At 76.3% G+C, this 15,155-nt stretch carries 12 protein-coding genes; 6 read left to right on the top strand and 6 right to left on the bottom strand.

The features are described 5' to 3' along the window. Positions 1-56 precede the first annotated feature (56 nt). The 5 genes from FHN55_RS05675 to FHN55_RS05655 all read left to right on the top strand — a co-directional run bounded on the left by FHN55_RS05675 (position 57) and on the right by FHN55_RS05655 (position 4,491). The gene (locus FHN55_RS05675) at positions 57-479 is read left to right on the top strand and encodes a nitroreductase/quinone reductase family protein (RefSeq protein ID WP_139711284.1); all 423 of its coding nucleotides are present in this window, start codon (positions 57-59) and stop codon (positions 477-479) included. Positions 480-498: 19 nt separating this feature from the next. Further along, positions 499-1,389, top strand: coding sequence for a PhzF family phenazine biosynthesis protein (locus FHN55_RS05670; protein WP_139711283.1), 891 nt, complete (start codon positions 499-501; stop codon positions 1,387-1,389). Then, positions 1,386-2,282, top strand: a complete 897-nt coding sequence (locus FHN55_RS05665; protein WP_139711282.1) for a RimK family alpha-L-glutamate ligase — start codon at positions 1,386-1,388, stop codon at positions 2,280-2,282. Before FHN55_RS05670 ends, FHN55_RS05665 begins: the two co-directional genes overlap by 4 nt. A gap of 95 nt (positions 2,283-2,377) precedes the next feature. Continuing rightward, positions 2,378-3,013, top strand: coding sequence for a TetR/AcrR family transcriptional regulator (locus FHN55_RS05660; protein WP_139711281.1), 636 nt, complete (start codon positions 2,378-2,380; stop codon positions 3,011-3,013). 56 nt (positions 3,014-3,069) lie between these two features. Next, complete coding sequence (locus FHN55_RS05655; protein ID WP_257570721.1) at positions 3,070-4,491, top strand: CoA transferase; 1,422 nt, start codon at positions 3,070-3,072, stop codon at positions 4,489-4,491. A gap of 45 nt (positions 4,492-4,536) precedes the next feature. On the opposite strand, the gene FHN55_RS05650 is transcribed toward FHN55_RS05655, so the two are convergent. From FHN55_RS05650 to FHN55_RS05635, 4 genes are all read right to left on the bottom strand, one after another. Then, positions 4,537-5,679 (bottom strand): winged helix DNA-binding domain-containing protein, encoded by a 1,143-nt coding sequence (locus FHN55_RS05650; RefSeq protein ID WP_139711280.1) that lies wholly within the window; start codon positions 5,677-5,679, stop codon positions 4,537-4,539. Beyond that, positions 5,672-7,606 carry an ABC transporter ATP-binding protein gene (locus FHN55_RS05645; RefSeq protein ID WP_139711279.1) on the bottom strand — a complete coding sequence of 645 codons (1,935 nt, stop codon included), beginning with the start codon at positions 7,604-7,606 and terminating at the stop codon, positions 5,672-5,674. The genes FHN55_RS05650 and FHN55_RS05645 overlap by 8 nt, the downstream gene beginning before the upstream one ends. 4 nt (positions 7,607-7,610) lie before the next feature. Further along, complete coding sequence (locus tag FHN55_RS05640) at positions 7,611-9,062, bottom strand: amino acid permease (protein WP_139711278.1); 1,452 nt, start codon at positions 9,060-9,062, stop codon at positions 7,611-7,613. Positions 9,063-9,231: 169 nt separating this feature from the next. Beyond that, the gene (locus tag FHN55_RS05635; RefSeq protein WP_139711277.1) at positions 9,232-10,758 is read right to left on the bottom strand and encodes an amino acid permease; all 1,527 of its coding nucleotides are present in this window, start codon (positions 10,756-10,758) and stop codon (positions 9,232-9,234) included. A 212-nt stretch (positions 10,759-10,970) separates the two neighbouring features. Here FHN55_RS05635 and FHN55_RS05630 point away from each other — a divergent pair, with 212 nt between their 5' ends. Beyond that, positions 10,971-11,915 (top strand): hypothetical protein, encoded by a 945-nt coding sequence (locus FHN55_RS05630; protein WP_139711276.1) that lies wholly within the window; start codon positions 10,971-10,973, stop codon positions 11,913-11,915. Between the two features lie 33 nt (positions 11,916-11,948). On the opposite strand, the gene FHN55_RS05625 is transcribed toward FHN55_RS05630, so the two are convergent. Together FHN55_RS05625 and dxs are read right to left on the bottom strand one after the other, a co-directional pair. Continuing rightward, positions 11,949-13,031: a hypothetical protein gene (locus FHN55_RS05625; RefSeq protein WP_139711275.1), complete on the bottom strand. Its 1,083-nt coding sequence runs from the start codon at positions 13,029-13,031 to the stop codon at positions 11,949-11,951. Between the two features lie 19 nt (positions 13,032-13,050). Beyond that, positions 13,051-15,033, bottom strand: a complete 1,983-nt coding sequence (dxs, locus tag FHN55_RS05620) for a 1-deoxy-D-xylulose-5-phosphate synthase (protein WP_139711274.1) — start codon at positions 15,031-15,033, stop codon at positions 13,051-13,053. Between the last annotated feature and the right edge of the window lie 122 nt (positions 15,034-15,155).

The following is a 15,155-nucleotide window of genomic DNA, read 5'->3' as shown; positions in this document are numbered from 1 at the left end:
CATGATCACGGAGGGGGTGGCGCCGTCACGCCGGTGCGGCGGTGCATGCTGGCGCCGTGGCCGAGGACTTCAACACGCGCGTCATCCGTGAGTTCCGCGATAACGAGGGTCGTGTCGGCCCGCCCTTCGAGGGCGCGCCGATGATCCTCGTGCACCACCGGGGCCGTCGCACCGGCGCGGAGCACGTCGCCCCGCTGGTGTTCCAGCAGGTGGGAGACGCCTTCGCCGTGTTCGCCTCCAAGGCCGGCGCGCCCACCCACCCCGAGTGGTACGCCAACCTCCTCGCCTCCCCCGACACCACCGCGGAGGTCGGCGCCGAGCACGGCGGCCGCGAGGTGGCCGTGCACGCGCGCGAGCTGCACGGCGAGGAGCGCGACGCCGTGTGGGAGGAGCAGAAGCGCCGCTCCCCCGGGTTCGCCGGCTACGAGGCCAAGGCCGCCCCGCGGGTCATCCCCGTGGTGCTGCTCGAGCCCCGCTGACGCGCCGCAGGCCCCGCCCGTGACCCGCCGCTTCACCCAGGTCGACGTCTTCACGCGGGAGCTGACCCGCGGCAACGCCGTCGCCGTCGTCCACGACGCCGAGGGCCTCGACGACGACGCCCTGCGCGCCTTCGCCCGCTGGACCCAGCTGTCGGAGACCACCTTCCTGCTCGCACCCACCCCCGAGGGCGCGGCGGCCGGCGCCGACTACCGGGTGCGCATCTTCACGCCCGGGCGCGAGCTGCCGTTCGCCGGCCACCCCACGCTCGGCTCGGCGCGCGCGTGGCTCGAGGCCGGGGGCGTCCCGCAGCGGCCGGGCGCGGTGGTGCAGGAGTGCGGAGCCGGCCTGGTCGCCGTCCGGCGCTCCGCCGACGACGACGGTGACGGGCTGCTCGCCTTCGAGGCACCGCCGCTGGTGCGCAGCGGGCCGGTGGACCCCGCCGACCTCGTGGCCGCCGCGTCCTCGGTGGGGGTGCGCGCCGGTGACGTGCTCGACGCCGCGTGGGTCGACAACGGCCCGGGCTGGGTGGCGCTGCTGCTCGCCGACGCGGGCGCCGTGCTGGCCGCCGGCACCCGCGCCGGCACCGGGCCCGACGGCGGCCCCTCCGACGTCGGCCTGGTGGGCCTGCACGGCGAGGGGACCGGTCCCGACGGGGCCGCGGTGGAGGTGCGCGCCTTCGTCCGCGAGGACGGCACCTGGTGGGAGGACCCCGTGACCGGCAGCCTCAACGCCGGCGTCGGCCAGTGGCTGACCTCGGGCGGGGCGTCCGTGCGCCTGCCCGACCGCTACACCGCCTCCCAGGGCACGGCGCTCGGCCGTGCGGGCCGCGTGCGCATCACCCGCGAGGGCGGCAGCGTCTGGGTGGGCGGGTCGACCGTGGTGGGCGTCAGCGGTTCGGTGGCCCTGTGAGCCGCTCTCCCGCCGTCGCCCTGATCACCTGCTCCGAGGTCCCCGACCTCGACGAGGAGGGCCGCCTGCTCCTGGCCGCGCTGCGCGGGCGCGGCCTCGACGCCCGCCCGGCCGTCTGGGACGACGCCGCCGTCGACTGGGCCGGCCTCGACCTCGCCGTCGTGAGGTCCACCTGGGACTACGCGCCGCGACGTGAGGAGTTCCTCGGCTGGGCCGCCCGCGCGAGCGCGGCGACGCGGCTGCTCAACCCCCTGCCGCTGCTGGAGTGGTCCACCGACAAGCACTACCTCGCCGAGCTGGAGGCGGTCGGCCTGCCCGTGGTGCCGAGCGCCTTCGTGGAGGTCGGCGCAGCACCCGGCCACCCCTACCTCGGCGTCGAGCACGTGGTGAAGCCGGCCGTCTCGGCGGGGTCGCGCGACACCCTCCGCCTCGGCCCCCACGAGACCGACAGGTCCCTGGCGCACGTGGCCGCGGTGCACGCCGGCGGGCGCTCCGTGCTGGTGCAGCCCTACCTGGCTGCCGTCGACGACGTCGGCGAGACGGCGCTGGTCTTCCTCGACGGCGAGCTGCACCACGCGATGCGCAAGGCGGCGCTGCTGCCCGCGGGCGGGGGGCTGGTGGAGGGGCTCTTCGCCCAGGAGGAGATGGCCCCGCGTGAGCCGTCGCCCGCTGAGGTGGAGGTCGGGCGAGCTGTGGTGGCCGAGGCGACGCGGCGGGCGCGGGCCGCTGGCGCCCAGGCCCCGCTGTACGCCCGCGTCGACCTGCTGCCCGGAGACGACGGCGCTCCGCGGGTGCTCGAGCTGGAGCTGGTCGAGCCCTCCCTCTTCCTCGACCACGTGCCGGGGTCGGCGGAGCGGCTCGCGGACGCGGTGGTGCGCCGCGTCGCGGGCTGACGCGCCCGACGCCCTGGGCCCCGGAACGGCCGTCCCGGGTGGCCACCTGCCCGGAACGCCCGTTCCGGAACGGGCGTCCCGCTAGCGTCGTCGTCGTGACCCCGGATCCTCCCGCGCCGCCCCCGCCCGACGCCGGCCGGCAGCGCGTGGACGCCCAGGCGCGCCGCTCGGCGATCGTCGAGGCGCTGTGGCGGGTGGCGGTGCGCGACGGGCTCGAGGCGGTGTCCGCCCGGTCGGTCGCAGCCGAGGCCGGCAGCTCGCTCGGAGCCGTGACCAGGGTCTTCACCACCCAGGACGAGCTGCACGCCGCCGCGCTGCGGCGCGCCGTCGTGGTCGTCCGCCAGCGCGTGGCCGACGTCCCCGCCACCGGCGACCCGCGCTCCGACGCGCTGGCCCAGCTCGCGCAGGTGGTGCCCCTCGAGGACGCCGGCCGCCCCGAGGCCGCCGTCTGCTACGCCTACCTCGCTCGCAGCGCCACCGCCACGGCCTCCCCGGCGCTGCGCCGGGCCGCCGACGCCGTCGACTCCGGGCTGCGAGGGCTGTGCCACCGCGTGGCGGGCGCCCTGGCGCCGGCGGGGCTGTCCTTCGCGGAGCGCACCCGCCGGGCCGCCGAGCTGCACGCGCTGGTGGAGGGGCTGGCCTTCGGCCTGGTCACCTTCCCGCACCGCCGGTCGGCGGGCGCGGCGCAGGCCCTGCTGCGCGGCCGGCTGGAGCAGCTCACGCGCCCCTGAGCGGCTCCTGCGCCGCCGGGCTGGCCCTGTCGGCCCCCACCGAGCACCATGGCGGTGTGGCCGGGGGTCTGCTGCACCAGCTCTGGAGGGACCTGCGGGGAGACCCTGCTGACCTCCGGACCGTCCGCGTGGGCGGCACGACGGGACTGGCGAGCCCCCTGCCCGTCGAGGCGCTGGCCGTGGCCACGGCCACCGTGCACCGGCTGGCGGCGGTCGGGCCCTCGGGCGCCGCGCTCGAGGTGGGCTCTGCTCCCCCGGGGGACGGCCAGCTGGTCCTGGACGCCCGCCACGTGGCGGCGGACTTCGCTAGCGAGGCGCTCCTGCGCGTGGACGGGCGGCCCGCAGCCGGTGGCTTCGCGCCGCTGTCGCGGTTCTGGCCCACGTCCGACGGCTGGGTGCGGGTGCACGCCAACTACCCCCACCACCGGGCAGCGCTGCTGCGGGCCCTCGAGCTCGACGACGACGACCGAGCCGCGCGGGCGGTGCCCGCGGCGCTGCTGCACCTGGCCGCCCTCGACGTCGAGGAGCGGGTGGTGGCGCAGGGCGGCGTCGCCGCCGCCGTCCGCACGCCGCACGAGTGGGTGGCCTCCCCGATGGGCGCGGCGCTGGCGGGAGCGCCGCTGGTGGACCTGCACTGCCGAGACAACGACGCCGCCACCGGCAGCGGCACCGACGCCGTTCGCCCCGGGCCCGGCGGCCGTCGCAGCCGCCAGCTCGCCCGCGGGGTGCGCGGGGCGCGCGTGCTGGACCTCACACGGGTCATCGCCGGCCCCACGGGCACCCGGGCGCTGGCCGCGTGGGGCGCTGACGTGCTGCGGATCGACCCGCCGCACCTTCCCGAGGCGGAGGAGTCGCTGCTGGAGACGGGCTCGGGCAAGCGCTGGGCGCGGCTCGACGTCGCCTCCGGGGCGGGACGGCAGCGCCTGGAGGAGCTGCTGGCCGGCGCCGACGCGCTGGTCCACGGCTACCGGCCGGGCGCCCTGGCCCGTCTGGGCCTGGGCGAGGAGGAGCTGGCCGAGCGCCACCCGCACCTGGTCGTGGCGTCGCTGTCGGCGTGGGGGACGCGGGGCCCGTGGGCGCAGCGCCGGGGGTTCGACTCGATCGTCCAGGCGGCCAGCGGCGTGGCGGTCATGACCGGTGCGGCCGACGGCTCCCCGGGCGCCCTGCCCGTGCAGGCCCTGGACCACGCAGCGGGGCACCTGCTCGCAGCGGCCGTCCTGCGGGGGCTCGTGCTGCGCCGGTCCACCCCCGCCACCACCTGGCACGCCCACGTGTCGCTGGCGGGGCTCGCGCGGTGGCTGCTGTCCCAGCAGGTCTCCTCGCAGGCGCCCGCGCCGGCCGAGGGCCTGCGGGCCTCCGACCTGGAGCGCTACCTCGTGGACCTGCCCTCGCCCTCGGGGACCGTCACGGTGGTCAGGCCGCTGGGCGCCCCCGTCTGGCAGGCCGGGCTGACCCCCTCGAACCCCTCCTGGCCCTGATCCCCTCCGTGGTCGTGGGCCTCCGGAACACGATCGGCGGATGTGTCAGCGGCCGGGCAGCGCGGCCGGCAGGTCCGCGAAGGCCTCCCGGCAGGCGGCTTCGAGCGCATCCGGGAGCGGCGCGCCGAACGGCGTGACCACCAGGCGGTCCCGCTTGCTGCCGGCGCGCGCCCAGGTGCCCACCGCCCGTCCGTCGGCCACGACCACCGGCTTGAACATGCCGTTGCCTCCCGGCACCACGAGCGCCTCGTGCTCGGTGGTCAGCGTGGCCGTGCGGTCGGCGTAGCCGAGCACGAGCTCGTCGAAGGCGGCGGTGAGCAGCACGCCCCGCGTGGCGTCCCGGACGGCGTCGAGGTCGCGCACCAGGTCGGGCAGGTCGGGACCGCCCAGCAGCGTGCGCCCCTCGCAGGTGGCGGCCACCAGCCGGCCCGCCGCGTGCCCGGCGGCGACGGCGGCCTTGACCGCCCCCGCCGTCTGGTACGTCCAGCGGACGAGGTCGGCGACAGAGGCAGGGCCGTGACCCGCGACGTAGCGCGCGGCCAGGTCGGCCAGCAGGGCCTCCGCGGGCTCCTCCTCGCGCCGGGCGCCGCTGGGCAGCCAGGCGTCGGCGAGCGCCACCAGCTGGTCGGCGCCCCGGACGGGTCCGAGCACCAGCTCCCCGCGGGTGGCCAGGTGGTTGAGCAGCCGGTAGGTGGTGGAGGTGCCGGGCTCGAACCCGGCCGCCGTCCACGCGGCGCCCAGCTCGTCACGGCTGGCGGGCCCGTCGGCGAGGCGCTCGCGCGCCACGGCCGAGGCGCGGTCGAAGGCGGCCTCGTCCAGGCCGGCGTCGCGCATCCTCTTCGCCGCCGCCTGCAGCGCGCGGGGGCCGAGCAGGCGCGTCGTCCAGCCGGCGTCGGCGGCGGTGAGCAGGTGCAGGGTGCCGCGCATCGGCCACGTGCGCACCAGCCGGCCGTCGTCCAGGGCGGCGCGGACGGCCGCGGCGTCCCGCGCCGGGGTGCGGCTGGCCACCGCGACGTGCGCGGCGGGCAGGTCCTGCGCCTGCACCGCCAGCAGGTGCGCCACCGCGGCGGCCGGGTCCGCCGGCAGCCCGAGCGCCGGGTGCGGCGCGAGCCGCTGGGTGACCAGCCGCAGCCGAGCGACGTCGTCCGGGGCGAGGTCGGCGACCGGCGTGGGCGCGGGATCAGGCACGGCTGGGCTCCCCCTGGCGGCGGGCGTCGTCGTCGGCTCCCGGAACGCCTGTCCCGGCCCCGGAGGGACCGGCGGCGAACTGCGTGGCGTGCAGCTCGGCGTAGCGCCCGCCCAGCGCGAGCAGCTCGGGGTGGGTGCCGCGCTCGACGATGCGCCCGTGCTCGACCACGAGGATGAGGTCGGCGGAGCGCACCGTGGAGAGCCGGTGGGCGATGACGAGCGCGGTGCGGCCCGCGAGCGCCTCGGACAGGGCCGCCTGCACGGCCGCCTCGGAGGTGGAGTCGAGGTGGGCGGTCGCCTCGTCGAGCACGACGACGCGCGGGGAGGCGAGGAGGAGCCGAGCGATGGTGAGGCGCTGGCGCTCGCCGCCGGAGAGGCGGTAGCCGCGCTCCCCGACCACGGTGTCGAGGCCGTCGGGCAGGTCGAGCACCACCTCGCGCAGGCGGGCCCGGTCCAGGGCGTCCCACAGCTGCTCGTCGCTCGCTCCCGGTGCGGCCAGCTGCAGGTTGGAGCGCAGGGACTCGTGGAAGAGGTGGCCGTCCTGGGTGACCACACCGACGGCGGAGCGCAGGTCGGCGAAGGACAGGTCCCGCACGTCGACCCCGCCGAGGCGGACGGCGCCGGTGTCGACGTCGTACAGGCGCGGCAGCAGCGACGCGGTGGTGGACTTGCCGGCCCCCGAGGAGCCGACCAGGGCGACGACCTGTCCGGGCTCGGCACGGAAGGAGACGCCGTGGAGCACCTGCGTGCCGCCGCGGGGGTCGAGCACCGCGACGTCCTCCAGGGAGGCCAGCGAGACCTGCTCCGCGGACGGGTAGGAGAAGCAGACCCGGTCCAGCTCGACCGCCAGCGGCCCGTCCGGCAGCGGCACCGGGTCGGGGCGCTCGCGCACGAGCGGCTCCAGGTCGAGCACCTCGAAGACCCGCTCGAAGCTCACCAGGGCCTGCATGACGTCGAGGCGGGCGCTGGCCAGCGCGGTCAGCGGCGCGTACAGCCGCGTGAGCAGCAGGGCCAGGCTCACCACGGTGCCCGCCTCGAGCGTGCCGCGCAGCGCCAGGAAGCCGCCGAGGCCGTAGACCAGGGCGAGGGCGAGCGCGGAGACCAGCACGAGGGCTGTCACGAAGGAGAAGGACACCACCGCGGTGCGCACGCCGATGTCGCGGACCCGTTCGGCGCGCGCCGCGTACTCGGCGGCCTCGCGCGCCGGGTCCCCCATGAGCTTGACCAGGGTGGCGCCGGCGGCGGAGAAGCGCTCCGTGGTCTGGTCGGTCATGGCGGCGTTGTGGCCGGCGGCCTCGCGCTGCAGGCCTGCGAGGCGGCGCCCGACGCGGCGCGCGGGCACCAGGAACAGGGGCAGCAGCACGAGCGCGAGCACGGTGATCGGCCAGCTCAGCGCCAGCATCACGCCGAGGGTGAGCAGCAGCGTCACGGTGTTGGACACGACGCCCACGAGGGTGTCGCTGAAGGCGCGCTGGGCCCCGAGCACGTCGGAGTTGAGCCGGCTCACCAGCGCGCCCGTGCGGGTGCGCGTGAAGAAGGCCACCGGCTGGCGCTGCACGTGCTCGTAGACGGTGGTGCGCAGGTCCAGGATGACCGACTCGCCCAGGGTGGAGCTGAGCCAGCGGCTGAGCATGCTCGTGCCGGCCTCGAGGAGGGCGATGACGGCGATGAGCGCGGCCAGGCCCACCACGACCGAGGTCGCCTCGCGCTGGGTGATGGCCTGGACCACCCGCCCGGCCAGCAGCGGCGTCGCCACGGTCAGCGCCGCCTGGACGACCCCGACCAGCAGGAACCAGCCGATGCGCGCCCGGTGCGGGCGGGCGAACTCCAGCACCCGCCGCAGGGTGGCGCGGGAGAAGGGCCGCTGGTCCTGCTGGCCGTAGGCGGTCTTGTACAGGACGCCCCAGGCGGTGCCCTCGATGCTCACGCCGTCATGATGCCGCTGACCCCTGACGCTCCCTCGCCGCGCGGCGCCGCCCTGCGGTCACCGCGAACAGCAGCAGGAACACCGCCCAGCTGCCGAGGCTGAGGAACAGCTGCGTGCGGGTGTCGGCGTCGAAGCCCATCGCGACGAGGATGGCCAGGATCGCGACGATCGCCACGACGGTGAGCACCGGGAACAGCCACATCTTCACGACGAGGCGCTCCGGGTCGGTGCGGCGGCGCAGCACGAGCTGGCTCACGGCGATGAGCAGGTAGACGAAGAGGATCACCGCGCCGGAGGAGTTCAGGAGGAAGAGGAACACGCCCTCCGGGTCGATCGCGGCAGCGACGACGCACAGGAAGCCGACCACCGTGGAGGTGAGGATGGCCGCCCGCGGCACACCGCTGGGACCGAGGCGGACCAGGGCCTTGGGCGCCTCGTGGCGGTCCGCCAGCACGAAGAGCATCCGCGAGGCCGTGTAGAGCCCCGAGTTCAGGCAGCTGAGCACCGCGGTGAGCACCACGAGGTTCATCACCAGCGGCGCGTAGGGGATGCCCATCTCCCCCAGGGCGGCCGCGTAGGGAGAGACCCGCAGCTCCTCGGAGTCCCACGGGACGATGCAGACCAGCAGGAACACCGACCCGACGAAGAAGATCGCGACGCGCACCACCACGCTGCGGGTCGCGCGGGCGACGGCCTTCACCGGGTCCTTCGACTCGGCCGCGGCGATGGTGGCGATCTCGGCGCCCACCATGGAGAAGACGACGACGACGATGGAGCTGAAGATCGCCCCGACCCCGTTGGGGAAGAAGCCCGTGCTGCCCTGCTGGCCGTTGGTCAGGCCGGAGAAGTCCATCGACGCGCCGGGCCACACCCCGAGCACGAAGAACGCCCCCAGCAGGAGGAACAGCACGATCGCCGCCACCTTGATGCCGGCGAACCAGTACTCGAACTCCCCGAAGGAGCGCACCGAGACGAGGTTGGTGACCGTCATGAGCACCATGAGCACCAGCGAGATGGCCCACAGGGGCAGGGCGGGCGCGTACTCCTGGATGATCCGGGCGCCCGCGACGGCCTCGAAGCCGACGACGATGACCCAGAAGTACCAGTACAGCCAGGCGGTGGAGAAGCCCGCCCAGTTCCCGAGGGCGGAGCGCGCGTAGTCGCTGAAGGAGCCGGTGCCGGGGTTGGCCGTGGCCATCTCGCCCAGCATCCGCATGACGAGGATGACCAGCACGCCCGTGAGGGCGTAGGTGAGGAACGCCCCCGGGCCCGTCGTGCGGATGACCTCCCCCGACCCCACGAAGAGCCCGGCCCCGATGACGCCGCCGATGGCGATCATCGTGAGGTGCCGCTGGCTCAGGCCCTTCTGCAGGCCCGGGCCGCCGTGCCCCCCTGGAGCAGGGTGCCCTCCGGGCTCCCGCGGTCCCGGTGAGGTGTCCTCGGTGCGCGTCGCCATCGTCCCGTCCTCTCGCCAGCGGTCAGCCGGACCCTCAGCCCGGGCCACCCCGCCGCGCGGTGGCCCGGCTCCTCCAGCCGGTGCTCAGGGTGCTCCTGCTGGCCCGTGATCGCCCGGCCTCACCGGCGATCCGCCCCCACGGGGGACGCCGCGGGGGCGGACGAGGCCGTCAGGGGCGGTGCGTGCTGCTCCGGCGCTGGCCCCGCTCGCCCGGCGCGGGCTGGCGCGCCAGGACGCTGTGGCGGCGCGCGTAGAGGAAGTACACGACGTAGCCGAGCGCCATCCACACGACGAAGCGGATCCACGTCTCCAGCGTGAGGTTGAGCATGAGGTAGAGGCAGGCCAGCACCGACAGGGAGGCGACGAGTCCCACCACCGGCACGCGGAAGGAGCGCTGCAGGTCCGGACGGGTGCGCCGCAGCACCACCACGCCCACCGAGACGAGGATGAAGGCGAACAGGGTGCCGATGTTCACCAGCAGGCTCAGCTCGGACAGCGGCACGAACGCCGCCAGCACGGCGATGACCGAGCCGGTGATGACCGTGATGCGCACCGGCGTGCCCGTGCGGGGGTCGGTGCGGGCCAGGGAGCGCGGCAGCAGCCCGTCGCGGGCCATGGCGAAGGCCACGCGGGTCTGGCCGATGATGAGGATCATCGTGACGGCGACGAGGCCCAGGCAGGCGCCGACGGCGACGACCGAGCCCATCCAGCCCACGCCGATGGCGGTGAAGGCGGTGGCCAGCGGAGCGCCGTCGTCGGGGTCGATCTCGGTGTACGGCCGGACCCCGGTGACGATGAGCGACACCGCGACGTAGAGCACGGTGACCACGGCCAGGGAGCCGAGGATGCCGATGGGGACGTCGCGCTGGGGCCGGCGGGTCTCCTCGGCGGTGGTGGCGACCACGTCGAAGCCGATGAAGGCGAAGAAGACCAGCGCGGCGGCCGCGACGACACCGCCGACGCCGAACACCGAGGGCTCCAGGCCGAACAGGGTCTGCACGAGCGGTGTGGTGAGGGCGCTCTCCTCACCGCCGCCCGGTCCTCCCGAGCCCTGCGACGGCGGCACGAACGGCGACCAGTTGGCGGTGGAGACGTAGAAGGCCCCGACCACGATGACGAGCAGCACCACCCCGACCTTGATGGCGGTGAGCAGCTGGTTGAGCCGGCTGGAGAGCTTGATGCCGGTGGCGATGACGGCGGTGAGCGCGAGCACCAGCAGCGCCGCGGGCAGGTTGACCACGCCCTCCTCCACGCCGGTGACGGCCGTCGGCAGCGCGATGCCGACCTGCCCGAGCACCACCTGCAGGTAGGCGGAGAACGACGTCGAGACCGCGGCCGCCCCGACCACGAACTCCAGCACGAGGTCCCAGCCGATGGTCCACGCCACCAGCTCGCCCAGGGTCGCGAAGGAGAACGTGTAGGCGCTGCCGGCCACCGGGACCGTGCTGGCGAACTCGGCGTAGCAGACCGCCGCGAGCGCGCACGCCACGGCGGCGATGACGAAGGACAGCGCCACCGCCGGCCCGGCGTTCGAGGCGGCGGCCTGGCCGGTGAGCACGAAGATGCCGGCACCGACGCTCACGCCCACCCCGAAGACCACGAGGTCCAGCGCGCCGAGCCCCTTCTTGAGGGAGTGCTCCGGTTCCTCGGTGTCGGCGATGGACGCCTCGACGGACTTGGTTCGCCACAGACTCACGGCGGCGCATCCTCGTCCTGTCCGACGGCGTCTGCCAGCCGGAGGCCGGCCGACGCCGCGCTCGAGGCCGGCGCGCACCCCGCTCCGATGAGGTCGCGGCCCGCTGCGCTGCGTCACGTCGGCGGCTGGTCGGGGGGCGCCCCTCGCCCGGCCGGGGCAGGCGGTGACCGGTCCGGGGAGGCGGTGTCGGCGGGGCTGGCTAGGTTCGCCGGGTGCTCCACGATCCCAGCCGCCCCGCGCCCGCGGCGGACCCCGCGCGAGACGCGGCGCAGGACCCCGCCCCCGGCACCGGGCTGGCGGCGGACCGGCGCCTGCGCGTGCGCCAGGCGCTGCTGGAGGTGTGCGTGCTGGACGACGTCGACCTCGTGCCCGCCCCGGACGGGCTGCTGCTGACCGGTCCGCACGGACCTCGCCACCTGTCCGCCCAGGCGGCCGCGGCGGTCGTCGGTGACCGGCGCAGCGACGACCCCGACACCCGGCCCCGGCTCCGCAGCTGGCTGCGGGCGCACTCCGCCGTCACCCCCGAGGCGCTGCGCGGGTGCCTGCGGCCCCTGGCCCTGCCCCGCGACGGCGCCCTGCACCCGGGCCCCGCCTGGGTGCGGGCCACGGTGCACGGAGGTGCCCTCGACGTCGGTCTCGGCCTGGTCGGTGCCGTCCCCGGCGAGGCCGACCCGGTCCCGGTGTGGCCGGACCTGCTGGCCCGGCTGGACGCCGAGGCCGTGGCCGCCGGCCAGCGCCCCCTCGACGCGGGCGCCGCGTGGCGCAGCGCCGCCGCGCACCTCGAGGCCGCGGGGCGGGTCGCTGCCCAGCGCGTGGAGCGGGAGCTGCGCGCGCGGGTGGCCGAGCACGAGGCCCTCCAGGACCCCGACCACGGACCCGCGCAGGCCGTGACCGTGGTGGAGCCCACGGACGGCTGCGACGCGCTGACGCTGCTCGCCTCCGCGCCGCTGCGGCGGTGGCTGGCCGAGGCGGACGGCACCGGCCTGCGCGTGGTGGCGGTCCCCTCGCGCATGCGGGGCTGGACCGACCTCGCCCGCATCGACGCCGACTTCGTGGCCGCCGCCTGGGCCGCCACCGAGCCCGACCGCCGCGGCCTGTCCCGCCCGGCGCTGGTCACCCGCGACGAGGTGGCGCTGGCACCCCGCTGGGTGCGCTGAGGGGCGGGTCCGGCGGCCGGCCGTGACCGCGCGTCAGCGGGCCCCGGCGCGGGGCCGCCGCCGGGCGAGCAGCACGCCGCCCAGCAGCACCAGCAGCCCGATGACGGCGAGCGCGGGGGCGAAGAGCACCGTGTCGCCGAAGACGTCGAACGCGAAGTACGAGAGCGCCCCCACGAGGTACAGCCCGCCGAGCGCCAGGTGGACCCTCCGGTCGAGCACCACCCCGGCGGCGATGGCTGCCACGCCGAGGGCGAGGAAGGCGAGCGCCGTGGGCGTCGCGTCGGCCTCGAGGAGCAGCACCGCCAGCCCGACGGCGAGCAGCGACCCCAGGTGGGGCCAGAAGGCCTCCCGCCGGTGGCCGCGGCGGTCGAGCGCCACCCCGCCCCCCGCCAGGGCGACGGCCAGCAGCCACGCCGCCACCTGCCGCCCGAGGTCGGTGCCGGTGCTGCTGCTCACCGCATCCCCCAGGTCGAGCACCAGGGACGCCAGCGCCGCCACCAGCGGCGCGAGCAGGAAGCTCGTGCGGTGCCGCAGCCAGGCGGCGACCGCAGCCACCAGCGCGCCGACCTCCATGGCCATCCACACCGACCCGCCCCAGTCGTCGAAGGCGTCGTAGTCGGCGTAGGACGGCAGCCGCAGCACGCCCGTGGCGGCGTGGGCGGCGTAGACCACCAGCGGCACCGTGCAGACGGCCACCGCGGCGACCACCCCCGCCGCCATGCGGGCGGGGCCGGGACCGCTGCGGGCCCGCCGGCGCAGCAGCTCGGCGAGGAGGACGAACACCACGAGGTAACCGGTGACGATGCCGAGCCCCGCACGCGGGCCGTACTGGGCCCACCCGGACCCGGCGAACACCGACATCGCCAGCAGCGCAATGACGCCGCCGGTGTAGACCGCCACCTCGGCGGCGGTGGTGCGCCGCCCCGCCCTGCCGTGCTGCGCGGCCGTGGGTAGGGCCGTCGGTGCGGCCGTCGGTGCGAGCGCCGCCCAGAGCAGCGCCGCCGCCTCGGGCACCCCGGCCTGCAGCGCGGCCCGGTCGACGTCGGCGCGCGTCACCAGCCGCGGCCGGTCGTCGTCGTCCTGGTGACCCCCGTGGCCGTCCCCCTGCCCGTGCATGCGAGCAGGGTGGCGCGCGTCAGCCCCGCTCGGCCAGAGGCGCGCCGGGGTCCACCCGGCCGACGGAGCCGGAGGGCCCGGTCGAGCCGTCGGCGAGGCCGGACACGCGCTCGGCGACGCCGCGGGCGATGTCCTGGGCGGTCAGGCCCGCCGCCGCCAGCACCTGCGCGCGGCTGCCGTGCTCCCAGAACCTCACCGGCACGCCCACCGCGCTGGTGGGGACGTCGACGCCGGCGTCCGCGAGCGCCTGCGCCGTGCAGGAGCCGACGCCGCCGGTGCGCACGCCGTCCTCGACGGTGAGCACCAGGCGGTGGTGGCGGGCCAGGTCCACCACGAGCGGTGAGACCGGGAGCACCCACCGGGGGTCGACGACGGTGGCGCTGATGCCGTGCGCGGCGAGCCGCTCGGCCACCTCGAGCGCCAGCGGGGCGAAGGCCCCGACCGCCACGACGAGCACGTCGCGCTGCCCGCGCTCGGTCCGCTCACCGGGAGTGCCGGTGCGGGCGAGGACGTCCACGCCGTGCGGACCGCCCAGGCGCTCCAGCGCCGGGACGGACTCGGGCGCCGCCCCCTTGGAGAAGCGGAGCACGGTGGGGGCGTCGTCGACGTCGAGGGCCTCGGCCAGCTCCTCGCGCAGCGTCGCCGCGTCGCGCGGGGCGGCCAGGCGCAGGCCGGGCACGGGCGCCAGCAGGCTCATGTCCCAGATGCCGTGGTGGCTGGGGCCGTCGTCGCCGGTGATGCCCGCCCGGTCGAGCACGAACGTCACGCCCGCCCGGTGCAGGGCCACGTCGAGCAGGACCTGGTCGAAGGCGCGGTTGAGGAACGTGGAGTAGACGGCCACCACCGGGTGCAGGCCGGTGAAGGCCAGGCCCGCGGCGGCCGTGGTGGCGTGCTGCTCGGCGATGCCCACGTCGATGACGCGGTCCGGGTGCTCGGCGGCGAAGCGGTGCAGTCCCACCGGGATGAGCATCGCGGCGGTGATGCCGACGACGTCAGCGCGGCGGCGGCCGACCTCCACCATCTCCTCGGCGAAGACCTTGGTCCACGTCGGGGCGGCGCCCGAGGGCGCCAGGGACTGGCCGGTGTCGGGGTCGATGACGCCGACGGCGTGGAACCTGTCGGCCTCGTCGGTCTCGGCGGCCGAGAAGCCGTTGCCCTTGCGGGTCATGGCGTGGACGATCACCGGGCCGCCGAAGGCCTTGGCGCGCCCCAGGGCGTGCTCGAGGGCCTCGACGTCGTGCCCGTCCACCGGGCCGATGTACTTCATGCCGAGGTCCTCGAAGAGGCCCTGCGGGGCCACGAAGTCCTTCAGGCCCTTCTTCATCCCGTGGAGGGTGTCGTAGGCCATCCGGCCCGGCGCCCCGCCGCGGGCGAGCGTGGCCTTGCCCCACTCCAGGAAGCGCTCGTAGCCGCGCGTGGTGCGCAGCGTGGCGAGGTGGTGGGCCATGCCGCCGATGGTCGGGGCGTAGGAGCGCCCGTTGTCGTTGACGACGACGACCATGCGCCGGTCGGCGTCGGCGGCGATGTTGTTCAGCGCCTCCCAGGCCATGCCGCCGGTGAGCGCGCCGTCGCCGATGACGGCGACGACGTGCCGGTCGCCCTGGCCCTGCAGCGCGAAGCCCTGGGCGATGCCGTGCGCCCAGCTCAGCGAGGTGGAGGCGTGGGAGTTCTCCACGACGTCGTGGACGGACTCCTCCCGGCTGGGGTAGCCGGCCAGGCCGCCGCGCTTGCGCAGGCCGGAGAAGTCCTGCCGGCCGGTCAGCAGCTTGTGCACGTACGACTGGTGCCCGGTGTCGAAGACGACGGCGTCCCGCGGGGAGTCGAACGTGCGGTGGATCGCCAGCGTCAGCTCGACCACGCCGAGGTTGGGCCCCAGGTGCCCGCCGGTGCGGCTGACCTCCCGCACGAGGAAGGTGCGCAGCTCGTCGGCCAGCTCGCACACCTGCGCGGTGGTGAGGCGGCGCAGGTCGCGCGGACTCGTGATCTGCGGCAGCAGGCCCACCGGCTGCCCTCCCCTCGTGGTGCGCCGCCGCGCGGGGTGCGGGGCGGTGCGAGGGACGAGTCTAGGCAGCGGACCTGATCGCACCCGCTGGGCGCGGCAGCACCCGCACACGACCTGCACAC

This window comes from Streptomyces sp. NP160 (assembly GCF_006335115.1).
Taxonomy (GTDB): Bacteria; Actinomycetota; Actinomycetes; order Actinomycetales; family Quadrisphaeraceae; genus Quadrisphaera.
This window is presented reverse-complemented; position numbering and strand designations above follow the sequence as displayed.